General features: G+C 39.7%; 14 protein-coding genes and 1 other RNA gene. 4 read left to right on the top strand and 11 right to left on the bottom strand.

Features of this window, described 5'->3' with window-relative positions; genetic code table 11:
* Window positions 1-297 precede the first annotated feature (297 nt).
* Entirely contained in the window at window positions 298-1,251 is a 954-nt protein-coding gene (locus tag MHI37_RS01180) for a hypothetical protein (RefSeq protein WP_076338439.1), read from the top strand.
* A gap of 112 nt (window positions 1,252-1,363) precedes the next feature.
* Here MHI37_RS01180 and MHI37_RS01175 read toward each other — a convergent pair whose 3' ends face one another.
* Window positions 1,364-3,274 carry an AAA family ATPase gene (locus MHI37_RS01175; RefSeq protein ID WP_076338440.1) on the bottom strand — a complete coding sequence of 637 codons (1,911 nt, stop codon included), beginning with the start codon at window positions 3,272-3,274 and terminating at the stop codon, window positions 1,364-1,366.
* A gap of 185 nt (window positions 3,275-3,459) precedes the next feature.
* Window positions 3,460-4,014 carry a recombinase family protein gene (locus MHI37_RS01170; RefSeq protein ID WP_076338441.1) on the bottom strand — a complete coding sequence of 185 codons (555 nt, stop codon included), beginning with the start codon at window positions 4,012-4,014 and terminating at the stop codon, window positions 3,460-3,462.
* 671 nt (window positions 4,015-4,685) lie between these two features.
* Here MHI37_RS01170 and MHI37_RS01165 point away from each other — a divergent pair.
* A complete protein-coding gene (locus tag MHI37_RS01165; RefSeq protein WP_076338442.1) occupies window positions 4,686-5,219 on the top strand; it encodes a hypothetical protein in 534 nt (177 codons plus the stop codon).
* Window positions 5,220-5,269: 50 nt separating this feature from the next.
* On the opposite strand, the gene MHI37_RS01160 is transcribed toward MHI37_RS01165, so the two are convergent.
* From MHI37_RS01160 to MHI37_RS01150, 3 genes are all read right to left on the bottom strand, one after another.
* The gene (locus MHI37_RS01160) at window positions 5,270-5,884 is read right to left on the bottom strand and encodes a hypothetical protein (RefSeq protein ID WP_076338443.1); all 615 of its coding nucleotides are present in this window, start codon (window positions 5,882-5,884) and stop codon (window positions 5,270-5,272) included.
* Between the two features lie 19 nt (window positions 5,885-5,903).
* Window positions 5,904-6,806 (bottom strand): site-specific integrase, encoded by a 903-nt coding sequence (locus MHI37_RS01155; RefSeq protein WP_076338444.1) that lies wholly within the window; start codon window positions 6,804-6,806, stop codon window positions 5,904-5,906.
* A 669-nt stretch (window positions 6,807-7,475) separates the two neighbouring features.
* Window positions 7,476-8,444 (bottom strand): phage/plasmid replication protein, encoded by a 969-nt coding sequence (locus tag MHI37_RS01150; protein ID WP_076338445.1) that lies wholly within the window; start codon window positions 8,442-8,444, stop codon window positions 7,476-7,478.
* Window positions 8,445-8,854: 410 nt separating this feature from the next.
* On the opposite strand from MHI37_RS01150, the gene MHI37_RS01145 reads away from it, so the two are divergent.
* Both MHI37_RS01145 and MHI37_RS01140 read left to right on the top strand, forming a co-directional pair.
* The gene (locus tag MHI37_RS01145) at window positions 8,855-9,034 is read left to right on the top strand and encodes a helix-turn-helix domain-containing protein (protein ID WP_076338446.1); all 180 of its coding nucleotides are present in this window, start codon (window positions 8,855-8,857) and stop codon (window positions 9,032-9,034) included.
* A gap of 420 nt (window positions 9,035-9,454) precedes the next feature.
* On the top strand, window positions 9,455-10,573 hold the full coding sequence (locus tag MHI37_RS01140; protein WP_076338447.1) for a tyrosine-type recombinase/integrase: 1,119 nt from the start codon (window positions 9,455-9,457) through the stop codon (window positions 10,571-10,573).
* A 261-nt stretch (window positions 10,574-10,834) separates the two neighbouring features.
* On the opposite strand, the gene MHI37_RS01135 is transcribed toward MHI37_RS01140, so the two are convergent.
* The 6 genes from MHI37_RS01135 to rnr form a co-directional block, all read right to left on the bottom strand.
* Window positions 10,835-11,668: a hypothetical protein gene (locus tag MHI37_RS01135; protein WP_076338448.1), complete on the bottom strand. Its 834-nt coding sequence runs from the start codon at window positions 11,666-11,668 to the stop codon at window positions 10,835-10,837.
* Window positions 11,665-12,762: a type IV toxin-antitoxin system AbiEi family antitoxin gene (locus tag MHI37_RS01130; protein ID WP_076338449.1), complete on the bottom strand. Its 1,098-nt coding sequence runs from the start codon at window positions 12,760-12,762 to the stop codon at window positions 11,665-11,667. Before MHI37_RS01130 ends, MHI37_RS01135 begins: the two co-directional genes overlap by 4 nt.
* Before the next feature lie 838 nt (window positions 12,763-13,600).
* Window positions 13,601-13,965: a transfer-messenger RNA gene (ssrA, locus tag MHI37_RS01125) on the bottom strand.
* A gap of 258 nt (window positions 13,966-14,223) precedes the next feature.
* Window positions 14,224-14,703, bottom strand: coding sequence for an SsrA-binding protein SmpB (smpB, locus tag MHI37_RS01120; RefSeq protein ID WP_076338450.1), 480 nt, complete (start codon window positions 14,701-14,703; stop codon window positions 14,224-14,226).
* 202 nt (window positions 14,704-14,905) lie between these two features.
* Window positions 14,906-15,106 carry a cold-shock protein gene (locus tag MHI37_RS01115; protein WP_028609190.1) on the bottom strand — a complete coding sequence of 67 codons (201 nt, stop codon included), beginning with the start codon at window positions 15,104-15,106 and terminating at the stop codon, window positions 14,906-14,908.
* Between the two features lie 256 nt (window positions 15,107-15,362).
* Window positions 15,363-18,401, bottom strand: a complete 3,039-nt coding sequence (gene rnr, locus MHI37_RS01110; RefSeq protein ID WP_076338451.1) for a ribonuclease R — start codon at window positions 18,399-18,401, stop codon at window positions 15,363-15,365.
* Between the last annotated feature and the right edge of the window lie 103 nt (window positions 18,402-18,504).

The raw sequence follows: 18,504 nt of genomic DNA, 5'->3' as shown, positions 1-18,504 counted from the left end.
GTTGACTAATAGAAATAGACTATGCTATTATAAAAATACGGCATAGTTTGAATTTGACCTATTCTGATCTTGTTAGGTAGTTGATGATTCCCGTCATCGTTCCCTTGTCTCATCTTATTGTTGAACTTGTTAAATCAATAATAGCAGAGGGTGTGTATGAAGTCAACACGCATTCGCCCTTAATATACAAGGTGAAACCGATCAGATCCCTACAAAAAGGAGGAAAAGTGTTACATAGGTTAGGGCAATTCAACTTCCGTACCATTTATTTATATACTAAAGGAGAAGTGAATTGTTGTGATTACTGGAAAAAAATTTATTAAGTCACTGAATGGTCATATCGGTCATATTGAAGAAGGAAGTTCCTTCAAGGTTGGGGTTCTATTAACCCCAGAGGATGCTTCCCGACTCGAACATCTTGGTTTTACCTCCAATTTGACTAATGGTGAGCAACTCATTCCGCAGACATTCGGGCGGTACACAAGAATCAATCACGAAGGTGAAGAAAATAATCTCAAGCACCTTCCAAAAGTCGATGCGTACACAACATTATATTATACCCGAAGTCAATTTGCAGGTAGAGACGAGCGTAGAGAAGTGACGGAGTTCTATAACCGTCGATATAAGAAATGGCAAACGGAGCATATTCCAGCACCTTCCCTTAATATTTCTGTTATTTCTAAAGACGAGCAATTCTTGCTCGTAGTAAACCAGGAATTTATTAAAGGGAACGGAGAGAATACAGAAGCCTTGTTTGCTACCAATTTGATTCTTGAACTTTTTCGTCGAGCCGAGTTTTTTACGGAAGATATGACAACATATCAGGTGCCATCCCACCCTATTCGCATTGTCGATTGGGTCTTTCTTCCTCAAGGTGAGGATATGCCTTGGAATAGGCGTTTGGAGATGTATAGACCGTTGATTGAAAAAGCACGGGAAACCAAAAAAGTTGTTTTCCTGGATAGGTTCGGAACAATACTCCAATACAAACCAGATGCAGAAGCTCGTGGCACAAGAGGATTTCAAGGGTATGTTGTGTTCAGTTTCGAGAAACTTGGCATTCATGTATTTGAGAGTATGCATATCGGAAATGCAACTTATGTTGTGTCAGGTGATTGGGAATCTGTGTCACACATGTCTAAGTCCCAAATTATACAAAATTCATTACATGAATACCGATTGATTCATCATGATACCTGGAAAGAAAAGATTAAGAACCTTCTCATAAAGAATATTGAATTGGTATCATAAATTTAATTCCCATTATTTGCAATGACAACATTTGAAGCACCTCTCTTTTTGAAGGTGCTTCTTTTAAATATAATGACCAATTTTAGTATCCAGTTTGAATTATCCCAAACCGTTAGACGGTATGATAAATCGCCTCACTACTAAGATCTGCCGCAACCTCCGCTAACCCCTTTTGAATTTCCTGAACAGCTTTCTCACTTGCCTCTGTCTGTTCAATTAAACCTTTTATAATTTGAACGATTTCTTCATCTAGTGTAGTTATCGGCATTTTTTCTGCGATGACTCGGCTATGTTCTGTCTCCTTATATCTTCTCGCAATTTTGTTACCCGCATCTATGGCTTTTTTCGTGGCACTTTTCAATTCTTCCTTCGGATCCCTCAAGTAATGATCGTCATCGATTAACTCCCTTGGAATGTTCAACACTTTTGCTACGGTATCAACACAGAAATAATTCTCAAGCTCACCTTTTTCCAACAGAACAAAACAATCGTTCTTCAATCTTGGAATTTTCCCCTTTAAAAATCGGATCTTCGCTATACTGTTTGTTTCTCCGTGGTTATCATTATCAAGTACTATCTTAAACGGAACATTAAAATCATGTAGTATAGAGACGTTGGCAAAGTAGTCCATGTTTTGACACCCATCCATGGAAATGAAATGTATTCCTTGCCGTTTGATATCGTACCCCAACTTATATGCCCACTTCTCAAATGAAAACTTATCTGACAAGCCCTCGACCAAACAACATACCTTTCCAACGAGCAATTCACTCAATTTGACTCGTTCACCAAGATAATCTTTAATTTCTTCCACTGGTATATGTTGTCTTGAGATCGTCTTCCCTTGTTCTCTTATCAGGAGAACGACATCATTCATTTCGGACTCATCGATAAAAAGTGTTGAATGTGTTGTAATAACGACTTGACTGTTGTGTGAAGTGAGATCTTTAAGCGAATAATAGAGATCCTTTTGTGCTGTTAAATGTAAGAATGCTTCTGGCTCCTCAAATATATAGAGAGTTGGTTTTACATATTCACCGCTTATCTCAGATTTCTCCATAGCTTCGGTGACCACATGTTGTGGTTTCATTTTTTCTATTAATCCATTAACCTCATTTTGGGCACGAATTACTGCAACAAGTACAGCTCTCTGCAAACCACTTCCACGCTTACTCAGCGGCGTTTCCACTCCATGCTCATCTTTCACCTGCATTGTAAATGAAAAACCTTTACTCACGTCAAGAGGATCAATATCTTGACTTATACTGTCTGCTAGAGGTAATTGTTCTTTTAACTTCCCCTCTACAATTTTTAAAATATGGTTATTAATCATTTCAACTTTGCTATGAATTGTTTCCATTGCACTTTTACTTTCTGGGTCTGCTTTGAGCCAATTACGAACCCCCACTCTAAACAATTTCCCAAATAACGATGAGTCATTAGACATTTTTTGTTCATTTTCATGATCTTGTGATGCAGGTATGTATAACACTTCCGGCAAGTTATTATTGATGTCTTCCCAATTGACCTCTACCCAATCTTCTTTAGGTCCAGTTTGAATTACTTCAATAACTTGCTGACGTATCTTCGAGATTTCTACAAGTCCTGGTTTTGTTGGTGGGACTTCAATTCCCAACTTCTTTGCAACACTTTTCAATGTGGCATAGTTACTCAATTTATCTAAATCCGTATTTCCAAGCTCAGAAAATATCAATTTGTTACTTATTATTTTTTGGTCATTTTTTTTATATACATGTTTCAACTTAATAAGATCATTATGTTTTAAGTGATCCAGTCCCATACTTTCGAAATGAATTTCAATCTCGATAGGACTATCTTCGCTTCCTTTTTGAAAATCCTCCAATCCAATCTTTTCATTCTCCAGAAGTACACGGATAGCCTGCAGTAATGATGACTTTCCTACATCGTTCTGACCTACAATACACATTAAATTATTGTTCATGTATGCAGTAACTTCACTTATTCCTCTGAAATTTTTAACACGAATATATCGAATAAACATAGTTCTCACCCCTTATTTTCCAATATTCGACATCGAAAGCATCATCACCTTTTTGTGCAATAAAGAAAGTTCCATATACCCATTCAACTTTCGAGTCTGTACCATCCTCCATTATCGAAGCCATTATTTTAATCACAAAAAAGCCCGGTTTTTCACACGAACTTTAATTTGTTCCTATTTAAGGTTTATACAACCCGCAATCTCAAAGCTCTATAAAGAGTAGCACGCTTTATACCAGTCATGTCTTCGATATCAGCTATAGAATGTTCCTTTGCATCGTAGAGTTTCATTGCTCGCTCAACCTTTTTGCTATCCGTCTTAGGTCGCCCTCCGTTCCTTCCTCTTGCTCTGGCCGCTTGTAAACCTGCTTTAGTTCGTTCTACAATCATTTCTCTCTCTAACTCTGCTATAACACCAATCATTTTAAACATGGCTCGTCCGGTTGGAGTCGTTGTATCTAAACCATCACATATACTCACTAACTCAACACCTAGTTCCGTCAATTGCTCATAAACTTCAATTAGCTTCTTAGTTGAACGTGCTAACCGATCTAATTTATAAACAACAAATACATCACCATGCCTTAAAGAATCTAACGCACGCTGTAACTCTTTACGGTCATCCTTAGCTCCACTCGCCTTCTCCATATACATTCGCTCACAACCCGCATTGTTTAAAGCATCCATCTGTATATCAAGTGACTGATCAACTGTAGATACCCTCGCATAACCAATCTTCATTCCCAATCCCCCTCATCCGTTTATTATCATTATTGTGTGCACAAAACGTACATTTATAAAACGTAGATAATGTTATGGCTTTTGAAACGAATTGATTGCTTTTAAAGGCGGAAAAACGAATTAAATTGCGACTTACAAATATTGCATCAAATACGAAGGTTAATGAGACAACTTATTATGATTTAATGAAGTGCTTAAGTGATTGTTGTGAAAATAAATTTCACTTCACTATTTTGTAAAGTATTTTTTACAAAATATTTCTTATAATACTATTTTAACCCAATAGTTTCCGCTATTTTTTAAGACTCTCATAGTGTTATCATTACAACTGTAGAAGCTACTATAAACGTTACAATGGTTACTTATCCAATACATCAGTTGTTAAAAGTCAAAAAAAACATAAAGGGTGAGGAAATTGTCCATTTCAAATAATAATTTAGACATGTATGAATTGAAGAAAACGTTACGCCGAATTATTCCCATACAAGCTAACGTTAAGAAGCTACCATTAATTAAAGGCTATATCCACTGCTTTTTATGTGATGGTATCTATCTAAAAAAACAGATCATGTTCTTGTAGTATAAACTGGAAATATTGGGAGAGTAACTTTGAAAAAATTATTAGGTCAGTCAGTCCGTATTGGCTACAATCTCAATATCAAAATCTTGAAATGAAAAGTTCAAAAACAGGAAGTTTACTAGAAGTTGATTTCGTTGGAAAAAAAATAAATCTTCAACTCATAGATAAATTACCTATATTCGCCTTGGAGATTATGGAAATTGCCCATTTTCCAACTAAGCAGAAACAGATGAGAGTTTTTGATATGACCGTTGACACCTTTGTTAAGACTACTTTTTTTTGGAGAAATAGAATTCCCTTGCTATTTATCAACGTACACGAATTCGTAAGTATGGATAATATAAAGAAGAAAACTATGGATGATTCAGAAATTGAATCTATTGCATTATTTGTCCGTAATTTTTTAGACAGAGTTAATGTGTATAACTCTCTACCAAATGGCGAAAAAAAGATAGAATACTACAATAAAAATTTCGTGTTATTACCCTCCAAATATATTCGATTACAACCTAATTGTGAGATTGGTCATGACACAAAGCTCGTTAGGGGTTGTATGAATCTGATTGAACACGTTAATGCGAATAAACTAATCGATTATATTGAGAATCTTGAAAGATATCAATAAAGCCTATACACTATTCATAGCTAGGGGCCAACTTCCCTAGCTTATGAGTATTAAGCTAGCAAGGAATCTATATTGCCCTTAGCTTTACTATTGAGGACTACTTCTTTTAACTGCATTCGCTCATAAAATGTGAACTCTCTGGATTTACTTCCCCCAAGGACAGAATCTATATTCTGTTTTGTTTCTTCTTCAGAAAATAATTCATGAAGGACAATTTCTTTGGTTGTAATAAGTGGTTCGTACAATGCCAAACCGTAGTCTGATGACAATAGATACTTCCGGTCAATTAAAAACTCATTGATTGCCAGAAGCCTTGATCTCTCTTTCCGTGATGCATCTAGGGGTAATTTCCTATACTTAAACCCGATATCATCGAGAAATATAAATCCACCTGTCTTAAGCTGAAAAAAGTAACAGTCATTATCATCTTCACTTTGTAATTCGGCAATGAGGTTGTATCGAACTGCTTTTTTGATAAAAGACAAACCAATCTTTTCTCCGAAATGTCGTTCTGCCAACGTATCCAACATGCTTTTTTCCAGAAAAACATACAATCCTAAAAGCTTAAGTAGTTTTGAAACACTTTCGATTTGTGACTGATTCAGTACGTCACGGAATAACGCTTCGATTTCAAATTTTCCAATGGTTCTTTCTCGCAAATTCATTTCAAATGTCTCCCTTCCTTTATCTTGCTAAGTAAATTCTCGTAACGTCATCTCTCTCATGTCCTAAGAGCTTAGAAACCTCCTCCCTGGCTTTAATATCACTCTTCCCTTGGTCTTTAAGTGCCTCGTACATTGCTTGTGCGTAGGCGTGTCGTAAACCGTGAAACGTGATATTAACTTTATCTAGATCTTGATCCTTAAATTGATCTCGGTTTCTATTTATCCAATTTTGCATTTGCTTAATAACCAAATGCGTCTTTTCATCACGCTCTACAAAAAGCTTCTGACCACGATCCACTTCCTTAATGCAGTCTGTTAATAAGCGTCTACTTTCACTAGAAAGTGGCACATCACGAATCTTCCCTCCTTTACCTTTAATCGTCAAAATATTTGTTTGTAGAGCCTTCTCCGCTTGACTACGATCGATTTTGAGTGTTTCATGGATGCGTAATCCCTCATTCTTTGCCAGTATCGCTATAGAGGTGATTCTATCGTTTCCACGTTCAATGGCAAGAGCACAAAAGCGTTCGTATTCATTATTTGACCATGCTCTTGCAACACCTCCAAATGTTCTCTTTTCAAGATCAAAAGCAGAATTAGAGCTGATCCTATGCTTTGGTTGATCCACCTTATCATGGGTGAACCGAATAATAGAAAGACGATCCTTGATTGTAGATGGTGAAAGATCACTTGTCTGCATGAATCTAATATATGCTAGTACGTGTTTATCTCCTATGTTCTTGAAAGCTTGTAGCTTAAACTCTTTCGATAAAAATTTGCAGAAAAGCTTACTTTCCGCTTCGTATTTGTTCCTTGTGTGGTAGCTTCCTTGACGATTATGTTTATAAATCTTCTCAACTTGTCTCTCTAAATTTTCAAAGATTTTTTGCTCTTTCTCCGTAAGATCATAAGTCCGTTTCATTTGATACCTCCTCTCTTTAGTTTTGAACAGATTGGTGCTATATACTTTACCGGAGATACATCATCTTCCAAGAAATTTCCCGCTTTTGCTGTATATCGCCTTGATTGCCTTGGGTTCCCACAGTCTGTCTCTGTATCTTATTTACTCGCAAAAAAGTTGCTCATATAAGATAACAGAGACAGACTTGATTGGTTTGTGATTGTCATGGTACTTAGCATATTGCGTGTTCAGTAATTTACTGCCTCACAACTGCTATGCAGTTGTACAGCTTCGCTGTACGGAGGCAAATCTCATTCCCAAACGGGTGTTGCATCGCAACAGAGATTTACAAGGATGTTTAGACGCTTACCTCTAGTAGCGTGTTATGTTCTTTGATCTCATTTTAACGGCTATTTCTTTCCACGAAGAATTGCCAAGTGTGGTGCTTCACCACTGGAACCAGCATCGGTTGTGTGCCTATTGTGTTACTTCCCTATCTCTATTCAACGTAATAAATAACATATATAATGCCTCCTTTTTTTATTTAACTTTGCATCATACACAATCAAGCTTGCATTTATAACCGCCACATCACTTATGTATAAAGGTTACTTCTTATTATTGATATATACTTTTGATGATATGGCATCAAAAGACCGCCAATTATGTGGCGGTCACTAGTTTCATTTACTAGAATTTAAATGGATTAATAATTCCCTGACTTCTTCCCAAAATCACAGAGTCATATTCTGATATTGATATCGGATTAATCATCAATGCTTCCAACATCCTTAAATTTTGTCGAATAAGATATTCACTGTACTTTGGTTTCAACTTATATTTTTTTGATCTCATTTTCAACAAATGAATTCCATTAATCCCATATTTCGAAACGTTCTTTAAAAACTCTTTCAAGTTGGTTTTCTCTCGTTCTTTTAAACTGGAATTCCCAATTATTTTTGATGCCTGTATAAGAGTATAAAAATTCCCTTTACGGAATATTGGTGAAACATTCTCCTTCATGTATTTTTCCCAAAAATCTTTTTTGAAATAATTTTCCAATATCTTGCTTAAACCATATTGCCTTTTCATATAGTTCAAATGTCGGTTTAGGATTCGAACCTCCAGTCGCAAAACGTTTTTTTCGTAAACCTTGATTTCTTCATGCTTGTCCTCTCGCTCTGTCTCTTTATCATAAATAATTAATGTGATTGATTTGGAATTGTAGTAAACGGTGGTAGCAAAGTTTACATTTTTAACCTTAAAACCAAATCTTTCTACAGATTGTTTATACATATCAATCAAAACTATTCGTTCGACCTCATCTGAGATCCTTACATCCAATCGATAATCAATACGACATAGAGTAAATTCTTTATCATTCAAATTGAATACAAAAAACAGATAATCATCCAACCTTCGCTGGATAGCACCAATGTCATTCTCAAGGATTTCACCCCTATTAAATAACTTCACAACATCGATTGTGGTGAATAACCACCATGAATTAAATTTCTTGATTATATCTGTATCGAATATCCCATCGTATTGTGAATCTATCTTAACTGATGTTAAAACCATGTCCTCCTTGAACTTCTTTTTCAGATTACTAATATCGACCTCTGATAATTGTATAAATAATCTTGCCGTATGAATCATATTTCTGCACTCCTTCACTTTTTCTGAACTCGTTTTTCAACCCCCAATAACTCAATGTTTATAAGGGATACGAGCCTTATTTCCTCTTGTTTTTTTCACTAATCCAAACATCATTTTTTGTCCCCTAATCAATTTCCTATTTCCGGTGAATTGACTCTTTATCCATATCGTAGTAGTTGCTTATATTTCTTACTACTTGGTTTTTGTTCAATCACGCATAACAAAAAGACAGTTCCACATAACAAGGAACTGTCCATTGAGATAAGATGGTTAACCTAAAGCTTTTGACTATGTATTATGGTGCGGTTTAAAGCTACGACAGGTATAGAACCGATTTTCACCCAAAAAGACTATCTTTTATTTTAATATTAACAAACAAAGAAAAAAACAATTAATAGGAGGGTCACATAATGGAAAATAACAACAATTTGTTAACGATTGATGAAGCAAGATCTATCCTCAGAGTAGGACGGAACGTAATGTATGATCTCGTAAAAAGTGGTATGCCTCATATTAAGGTTGGTAAACAGATTAGAATACCCCAAGAAGCATTAACAGCATGGATAAAAAATCAGACAATTGCCTCATGAAAAGAGAAGAAATGCTTTATTTACGTAGTATAGGGATCTATTCCGGCAAATCTGTTTAACCTCAAACGCAGTCGAAACATTAAGTTGTCTCAAATCCTAAGTTCCCGGAATTTATAACGAGATCAACTTGAGAATGCTGTAATATCAAGGCCTCTCCGTAAATTTAATCATCAATCCATCGTTATACTTAAAATATTTATAACAATGGAACTTTCAAGTATTTACGCGAGGTTTTGAGATTTCTCGTTACACATTCCGGGAACTCAGGTCAAATGTTGCTGAACACTGTACATTTGGGATATGTAGCAAAAAATACTTAATTGCCTTGTATTATAAGTTGTTTGTGATCCGTGTAGAATATAAGACTTTTAAAGAATCAGGTGTTGCACTTATAACAAATTATTAAAGGGAGGACCACGCATGGCTGGAAATATCAAAAAAGTTGGAAACGCATTTAGAGTTTGCTTGGAATATGAGAGAGATGTAAACAACAAAAGAGTGAGAAAATACAAACAAGTAAACTCGAATGCTGAAGCTAAAAGATTGTTGCGAGACCATGAGTATCAACAGCAACGAAATCTATCCACAAATCCTAAGGACACTTATTTTTCTGATTTTTTGGATTACTGGACAGAAACCTACGTCAGAATGAAATGTCAAGAAACAACCGCATATGGGTATAAGAACATCATCAACAATCATTTAAAACCCTTTTTAGGTAAACATGAATTACAAAAGTTACAACCCGTTCACATCCAAGGTTATTACACACATCTACTCGATGATAAGGCTTTGTCGCCCAACACCGTAATTAAACATCACATTCTCCTAAAAACCGTGTTAAAATACGCTGTCAAGCAACAATTCATATTTAGAAATGTCGCCGAAGCGGCGGAACCACCCACCAAGGTAGAATTCAAGATACAGCCATATACTAGAAATCAATTGCAGGATTTACTTGAAAATCTTGAAGGATCAACAATTGAAGTACCCATAAGTTTAGCTGTGTACCTTGGATTAAGAAGGGAGGAAATCATGGGGTTAAAATGGAAAAATATCGACTTTGAGAATCGATTGATCTATATCACAGAGGTAAGAACAAGTGCCGGAAAAAAAGATGTAATCAAAAGACCAAAAACAGATAAAAGTGAGCGTACTTTACACATTTCGAATGAATTGCTGGCAGTTTTGCAGAAGCACAAAGAGAAACAGGAATCTTATAAAAAAACACTCGGTCGGACATACAAGAGTACCGATTATGTATATTCACACGATGACGGAGATTCGTTTCGGGTAAACACTGTCACGGAGCAGTTTCAGAAATTCCTGAAGACAAAGGGTCTGCCAAAAATCAGACTCCATGGTCTGAGGCACACTTTTGCCAGCATTTTATACGAAACTGGTGTTGATCTAAAAGCAATATCTGAATCGCTTGGTCATTCAGATATTGCTACAACCAACAAAATATATACTCACACTTTTGATAAGACACATAAGAATACGGTTAATGCATTAAGTGATGCATTGAAAAAAAGTTAGTCATTGATCTCCAGCTCGAAGTAATTGAGCAGGGGATTTTTTTGTTACAATCCTCAGTGATTTTTGTAGCCTTTGTGGCTACAAAAACCATCAGAAAATATAGAGAAAGTACTTGACGGCTACATTTGGGCTACATTTTTGGACATAACAAAGCCCCGTCCTAATCCGGACGGGGCTTTCGTGGTGGAGGCGAGGGGAGTCGAACCCCTGTCCGAAGATCACGCCACACAGGCTTCTACGGGTGTAGTCACAGTTTTGATGTCACCCGAGCAACAAACCAAGTAGACGATTAACCTGTTCAAAAGCATCTCGCTTAACCATATCTATTTCTTCATCATCATATACTTCAAGAAAAGATACAATATCCGCAGGACCTGCGTGGTTAGGAGAGTCAAATTTCACTTTTAGTTTTTGCAGCATATCTTTAACAAGACCGTGGTTAAGAAAAGGATGAAAGAGTAAGGCTAGAGAGTCCACTCCTCCTTCAAAGTTTTTTATACAAAAATAAATATCATAAGCATCTTTCGCCTTTCCTCGCCCTAAAGCTGCTGATTTCATAATAAGATAAGGTACAATAGATACTACATTTACGACACCTGTATCCATCGCCCCATCTGGACGTTTCGCATTTAACACGACTTTTGTAGGCGGTACCTCAAATGCAAAATTACCACCTGTTGCCTTTAATGCTGTTAGACCTTGAATACGTTGGCTTTTTCGCTTTTCAGCTGTCCCACCATACATACCTGCCAGAATATCTAAATCAACAGTAAACTCAACTTCATCTACCACAACCTTCTTAATAAACGTAAAATATTTCTCAGGATGGTTATTGTACCCGTTGTTTAGCAAAATTCTTTCGATCGTCGCATATGAAGCTTCTTCTAAAGCGAGATGGTTAACTAGTAAATCTACATCAATACTGCCTATATGGTCTCGTTCAGGAAATATAAGATCGGGTACCCACCCGCCAACAATCAAAATGTCTTCTTCGTACTCATGCAGTATATTTACAATCTCTAGAAGAATTCTATGGGCTGCTTCTATTTGCCCAGCTGAATAGTCTGTTTGTGAACGCAATTCACTATCTCTCATTTCATTATCTCCCCATCAAGAATACCAATTGCCGCCTCTTCTCCACGTCCTTTTAAGCCCAGCAGCTCAAGGCAAATTTGAACTGGTGACGCAATCCTTGCAGCTAGCAATTCCCTAGTATCCAGCAGAACACAGGGATCATATGGCACAATAATCGAAACATTTGAACCACTTTCAACCTCTTTTAGTCCTAAATAATCAATAGATTCTTGTAAATCTTGTAATGGGATATATACATGGACCTTGTTATACCTTACTATTGGCGAATACCTTACTCCCCCTGAAAATCCAGTTAAGGCATAATCAACTCCCTTCACTTCTCTCATCCTCATTAGCTTCCCTTCAATTTGAGGAATGGGGTCTATAGAATAACATTCAATTACTGTGTTAGGTTTCATATGGTAAACTTTTGCCCAATCATAAAGTAAATCTTTTGGTTTAGATACATAGAAGCCTTGTTCACCATTCATAATATATTCTTTGTTTTCAAGAAACTTTTTTACGTTTGAGACCTGACCTAGACTTGATGAAGTTGCTTCAGCTAAATCTTGTACTCGCCATTGTTTATGAATATCCGTTAAAATTGTTCTAAGTATAATACTTGATTTTACAGCTTTTCGTTCAAATATCGATCTACTCTTTCTTTCATCTTTATATATGTTAGGCTTTCCTTCTACTCGAATATAAAGGCCGTTATACATTATCAGGCAATTTCCCGATAAATCAATGTATCCAACATTGTGTTCTTCACAAATCTTACTCGATTGCTGTGAAATATATGGTGCGGCAACCATAAAATAAGGATTGATTAGGTCCTTATCTTTAAATATCACACTGTATTCAAGTAGTTGTTTAATAGCACTCCGAATATACTTAGGCTCCCCTGAAGTTTTCACTTCACAAAGAAATATAATCCGATCTCCTGACTCGGTTACTGCTTTTGCTTCTATGTCATAATTTTTATTCGAACTAGAAAATACATCTACATCTTTAAGTATTGGAATATTATCAAGCAGTCTTAATAATTGTTCTTGGACCTGGTTCTCTACTTGTTTAGCCGTTATATGCTGAAGTTTGAAATTTCCATATTTCATTATAAAACCTCTTTTCACCGTACTGGTGAAACGATTATACTACATAATCATTCGTTCCGCCACCTCAAAACATAATTTCATCGAAATGGTGAAACAATTAATTCAAGTGAAAAAGCACTGGCTATAAAACATACCCAACGACGACGAATGAATCCATAATGGATGGAGAACTTTGAAAATCGCTTGTTCAATAAGACTTCACCTTGCTCATCTTGCCCGATGAAAACGGTCTTCATATTGTCATACAAACAGGTTCTGATGATTCCTCCGAAAGTAGCCCATAATTCGCTCATGACAGCCGATGAGCGTTTCTACTTTCTCATCTTCTGTAAATTCCACATACAACGTCCACGAATACCCGAGCACCATAACAAACGCATACAGCCGCTTTTGTGATTGATTTCGGTCTGCTCGGAAATGCCCCCCATCGGCCTGTACTTGTTCACCAGGTTCAGTCTCAAGCCGTTCTGTTGCCTTAGATGCGAGGATGGGATTTAGAGGCCTCACAAAGTAGCGAAGGGTAGTCCGCTACCAGTGTAACCTTGAGCTTTTATTTCATCGAAGATGACCACAACGTTCATTATTTTACAATTGATGTTCACATCACTACAGAATGTTGAAATTATATATCAGATAATTGCATGATGATCAATATCAAAAAAACTTTTTTTATATTCTAGCTGCTTATACATTCAGTATACTTCTCAGTTCAAATAAAGCCACAGGAATGGAATGAATTATAAAAAAGGATAAACATGCTTACGATGACTGAGATATGTCAGAGTTAAATGCGAAGAGATAGCAAAAACCCGACCTCACGAGGTCGGGTTTCTCATATTGGTGGAGGCGAGGGGATTTGAACCCCTGTCCGAAGATCACGCCACACAGGCTTCTACGGGTGTAGTCACAGTTTTGATGTCACCCGAGTATCGCCCCGTAACCGGCTATACGTTGGGTCAGCCTGATTGTCTTCTTCAGCTCACCGCAGGCGGAGATGAGACAGCGTATTCCACTACTTGTTAGCCCCTATTCCAGTCACATGGACGATGCTGGGTAGAAGCACGCACACAGTTTCTTAGGCTGCGAAAGCGTAGTTTGTTTGTTGTTTGCCGTTTAATAGGCTTTAGCGTTGATGAAGCAGACGACTCCCTGCTACCCGCAACCCGCGCTCGTCCAATCCCCGTCGAATCCATAAACGCCCCCAATTTTGCATAAACAATTAGCTGCTGACCTACACGACTAAATCGCATAAACTCGGCACTAACGTTTAGCTCGATTGAAGCTTTAGGATTAAGGAGCAGCATCCGTCAGATGTACCATCCGGTAGGCTGTCCGATTGTCTTGCACGAAATGCACTTGCTTTGTTTAATTGCTACTTGCTTAGTATACCACGAAGAGCAGCATTCGTGCACAATTGTTATTGGCAGCGTTGGAGGCTGTCTCCCATGGTAATAAATAGTATTAGCGGACGACCTTTTGTTTCTCGCGCAAAGCACGCTGAATATCACGCTGAGCATCACGTTTAGCTGCTGTATCACGCTTATCGAACTGCTTCTTACCCTTACCCAGTCCAATCAACAGCTTTGCATAACCATTGCGTATATAAATCTTCAACGGTACGATCGCGTAACCTTCTTGCTTAGATAAGCCAAACAGCTTATGGATCTGTGCTTTGTGCATCAATAACTTACGGGCACGTGTCGGATCAGTCGGATTATGCATATTCCCTTGCTCAAACGGGCTGATGTGCATGTTGTGTATAAACAGTTCACCGTTCCGAATAGTTGCAAATGCATCACCAATGTTCGCTCTACCGTTGCGCAGAGATTTAATTTCTGTGCCCATCAGCACCATGCCTGCTTCGAACGTTTCCTCAATGAAATAGTCATGGGAAGCCTTCTTGTTCTGGGCGAGCTGCTTGCCGTCACTTTTCTTACCCATGCTAGTCACCTCGACTCATAACCTAATATTATACTGTATGTATTCTGCTGTCATTGTAACAATTTTAGGTAGGGAAATCAAGGTAATGTAAAGACCGCCATGTACTCTTAAGTTTAACCTTGTAACTTATACCGATTTTATGCTCAAAAAAACCGCCCTCAACCCAAAGGTCAAAGGCGGCTTTATTAACGTTCGTAAGCTACTACAGCTTTACAACGTTTTCTGCTTGTGGTCCACGGTTGCCTTGAACAACGTTAAATTCTACGCGTTGTCCTTCTTCAAGAGTTTTGAAACCTTCGCCAGTGATTGCGGAGAAATGTACGAATACATCGTTGCCGCCTTCAACTTCGATAAAGCCAAAACCTTTTTCTGCGTTAAACCATTTAACTGTACCTTGTTGCATGTGTAAAAACCTCCAAAAAAATAATATTAATATGCGCCTGGTTTGTCTTTAAACAAAAAATTCACACATTGGAAAGGGTTTCATGACTATAATGACACCCTTTTCAATATGTGAATTCAGGTTCATATTATCGATTGATTTGAGTGTACTATACCCAGAATTAAAAAGCAAGTGACGAGCTTAAATATATTTTCCCAAATTGTCCAGTTCGCGGCGACCCCAAATTTGTAGCTTATTGGGAATCGCCGCTGCTGTTTTATTTGCGATTTTTACGGACAAAAGCAGCTGTTTCGTTTCCGCCGCTTTTACTTTTGTTCTTTTTTTTGCTCTTTTCTTGACCTAAAATAGTACCTTCTCCGCCTTCGAGCGCCGCACTCCGCTCTCCGCCAATAACACCGCCATCCGGCGTATGGTTCCGCTTCGCTCCACCGCCGCCATTGCTCTCGCTCCGCCGCTTATCGGCGGCTCCGCGACCATTACCGCCATGCCCGCCGCCATTGCGGATGGGCAGGCCCCACATATCCGTGCGCCCATTACGGGCGCGCGGCTGCTCACTGCCTTGACCCGGCGACAATTCCGCCGTCTCTAGCCCACGCTCCGCCGGCGCATTTCCGCCGTCGCTCGCGCTCGCCCGGCCCCGACGCTTGCCTCCGCCGCGTCCGTTATCCGGTGCATCGATCCGCCATGGATTGGCTTGCTCGACAATGCCAACTACGCTGCGGTCGACGCCGCCGCCGAATCCTCCGCGTCCGCCGCTCTTGCCACCGCGACCACGACCGCCTTTGCCTCCGCGTGCTTCGCCTGCTGCGCCTTGGCTATTTCCGCCGCGGCCGCCTGCACCTGCTTCGCGTCCGCTTTGAGCTCCGCGCGCTTCGACTGATACGCCTTCGCTATTTCCAGCCCGGCCGACCGCACCTGCTCCACGCCCGCCTTGACCTGCGCGCACTTCTCCTGGCGCGCCTTGGGCTTTTCCACTGCGGCCCCGGCCGCCGCGCTCACCATTCGCACTTGCCCCACGCTTGCCCTTGCCGTCGCGGCCTTCGCCTGACGCGCCCTGGCCTCGATCACCACGACCATTGCCGCGGTTTTTGCCACCACCGGCAAAGCCTGAAGCCGGTATGCCTTTAAAACCACTCCGTGGCTTCATGTCCACCAGTTCAAAATCCATCGTATGCTCGGTCATGCTTACACGCGTTACGCGTATTTTCACTTCATCGCCGATCCGATAAACCTTCGATGTACGCTCGCCAACGAGAATCATATGCTTATCGTGGAAGTTATAATAGTCGTCCGACATATCACTTAATCGAATTAATCCCTCGACTGAATTATCCAGCTCAATAAACATACCAAAGCTTGTTACACTGCTAATAATACCTTCGAACTCTTCTCCAACCTTATCGAGCATAAACTCGCATTTCTTCAGCTGCTCCGTATCTCGCTCGGCATCGACTGCTACACGCTCACGCTCTGATGAATGCTGCGCAATTTCCGGCATCCGTGCCGTTAACGCCTCATGGCGAGCCTCTGTCAATTGACCGCCGCCATTCAGCACCTCACGAATGATCCGGTGAATAACTAGATCGGGATAGCGCCGAATAGGCGATGTGAAATGTGAGTAAAACTCAGAGGCCAGTCCAAAATGCCCCAAGCTTTCCGCGTCATATTTTGCCTGCTTCATGGAGCGAAGCATAACTGTAGAAATGACGGTTGCTTCCTTCGTGCCGCGAATATCCTCAAGCAGCGATTGCAGCGCCTTTGGATGCACGGAGTTGCCCGTTCCTTTCACAACATAACCAAAGTTCGCTGCGAACTGCACGAAATTAAGCAGCTTCTCTTGTGTCGGGTCTTCATGAATACGATATAGGAATGGTACACGCAGCCAGTGGAAATGCTCCGCTACCGTTTCATTCGCGATAAGCATAAATTCTTCAATGATTTGCTCTGCCACAGAACGCTCGCGCTTAATGATATCTACAGCTTTGCCGGTCTCATCTACGATAACTTTAGATTCCTGAAAATCGAAATCGATAGCCCCGCGCATCATCCGCTTCGAGCGGAGGCGCATCGCCAGATCTTCCATCAAGCTGAACATATCGAGCAAACCAGCATAGCGCTCCTTGAGCTCCGTTTGCGGTTCTTCCTCTGTAGCTGTCAAAATCTTTTTCACATTCGTATAGGTCATTCGCTCTGTCGTCCGAATCACGCTCGTGAACACATCATGACGAACACGCTTGAGCGTTGCAGCATCAAACTCCATCTCGCATGAAAGCGTTAGACGATCAACCTTTGGATTAAGCGAGCAGATGCCATTCGACAAACGATGCGGCAGCATCGGAATTACGCGATCAACCAAATAAACGCTGCAGCCTCTGCGGAAAGCTTCCTGATCGAGCTCGGAATTTTCTTTCACATAATAGCCAACGTCAGCAATATGTACGCCGAGCAAATAATTTCCGTTCTCCAAACGCTTCACATGCACTGCGTCATCAAGATCCTTGGCATCCTCGCCATCTATCGTTACGATGACCTCATTACGCAGATCTCGTCTTCCTTGCTGAACGATTTCCTCTTCAGTAATGGCATCCGGCGCAGCCTCGGCTTCGGCCATAATTTCTTCAGGGAAGCCCTCCGGCAACTGATGCTTACGGATAATCGACAAAATGTCTACCCCTGGATCATTCTTATGTCCCAAAATTTCGACAATTTCGCCTTCAGCAGCAGATCGTCCCTCAGGATAAGAGACAATATTAACAACAACCTTTTGCCCCGACACAGCCCCTTGATAACCGCCCTTAGGTATAAAAATATCCCGATTAATTCGTTTATCATCCGGCACGACAAAGGCATAGACATCATGGTCTTCAAATGTTCCAACGATTTGCGTGACCGCACGCTCGACAACTCGAACGACTTCTCCTTCCATACGGCCGCCATGCTCGCTTCTGGACGTAATGCGAACAAGTATGATATCACCATTCATCGCACTCTTCAGATCATTTGCGTGTAAATAAACATCGCCATGGTTTTTGTCATCCGGAATTAGAAATCCGAAGCCCTTGGCATGCGATTGCAGCTTGCCTCGGATCAAATTCATTCGTTCTGGCACACCATAATGATCATTAGGCGTTCGAATGATTTTCCCTGCATCCTCCAGTTGATTCAGCAGTTTAAGGAACTCCTTAAACTCCGCTGCGCCCTCGATACCAAAATGCTTCTCAAGCTCCTGGTACGTCATCGGCTTGTACGCCGTTTCTTTCATAAATTCAAGCAGTTCATGCTCGTAGTTGTTCATTATTATTTTTTCTCCTCATACACCCGTTGAAGTACTCTATTGTCTTTTGCAACAGGTTGATAGATTATCATATAACATGTAGTATACACGAAATAGATGCTTA

Source organism: Paenibacillus sp. FSL H8-0548 (assembly GCF_038630985.1).
Lineage (GTDB): Bacteria > Bacillota > Bacilli > Paenibacillales > Paenibacillaceae > Pristimantibacillus.
Note: the sequence above shows the minus strand (reverse complement) of the source record. Positions and strands in the feature narration are given on the sequence as shown.

Bases quoted from the DNA above. Each gene is read 5' to 3' on its own strand.
- MHI37_RS01145 (WP_076338446.1), top strand. From the start codon at position 8,855: ATGGAAAATAACAACAATTTGTTAACGATTGATGAAGCAAGATCTATC.
- MHI37_RS01160 (WP_076338443.1), bottom strand. From the start codon at position 5,884: ATGAATTTGCGAGAAAGAACCATTGGAAAATTTGAAATCGAAGCGTTA.
- MHI37_RS01150 (WP_076338445.1), bottom strand. From the start codon at position 8,444: ATGATTCATACGGCAAGATTATTTATACAATTATCAGAGGTCGATATT.
- MHI37_RS01135 (WP_076338448.1), bottom strand. From the start codon at position 11,668: ATGAGAGATAGTGAATTGCGTTCACAAACAGACTATTCAGCTGGGCAA.
- MHI37_RS01130 (WP_076338449.1), bottom strand. From the start codon at position 12,762: ATGAAATATGGAAATTTCAAACTTCAGCATATAACGGCTAAACAAGTA.
- MHI37_RS01140 (WP_076338447.1), top strand. From the start codon at position 9,455: ATGGCTGGAAATATCAAAAAAGTTGGAAACGCATTTAGAGTTTGCTTG.
- MHI37_RS01175 (WP_076338440.1), bottom strand. From the start codon at position 3,274: ATGTTTATTCGATATATTCGTGTTAAAAATTTCAGAGGAATAAGTGAA.
- MHI37_RS01170 (WP_076338441.1), bottom strand. From the start codon at position 4,014: ATGAAGATTGGTTATGCGAGGGTATCTACAGTTGATCAGTCACTTGAT.
- MHI37_RS01155 (WP_076338444.1), bottom strand. From the start codon at position 6,806: ATGAAACGGACTTATGATCTTACGGAGAAAGAGCAAAAAATCTTTGAA.
- MHI37_RS01165 (WP_076338442.1), top strand. From the start codon at position 4,686: ATGAAAAGTTCAAAAACAGGAAGTTTACTAGAAGTTGATTTCGTTGGA.
- rnr (WP_076338451.1), bottom strand. From the start codon at position 18,401: ATGAACAACTACGAGCATGAACTGCTTGAATTTATGAAAGAAACGGCG.
- MHI37_RS01115 (WP_028609190.1), bottom strand. From the start codon at position 15,106: ATGCAACAAGGTACAGTTAAATGGTTTAACGCAGAAAAAGGTTTTGGC.
- smpB (WP_076338450.1), bottom strand. From the start codon at position 14,703: ATGGGTAAGAAAAGTGACGGCAAGCAGCTCGCCCAGAACAAGAAGGCT.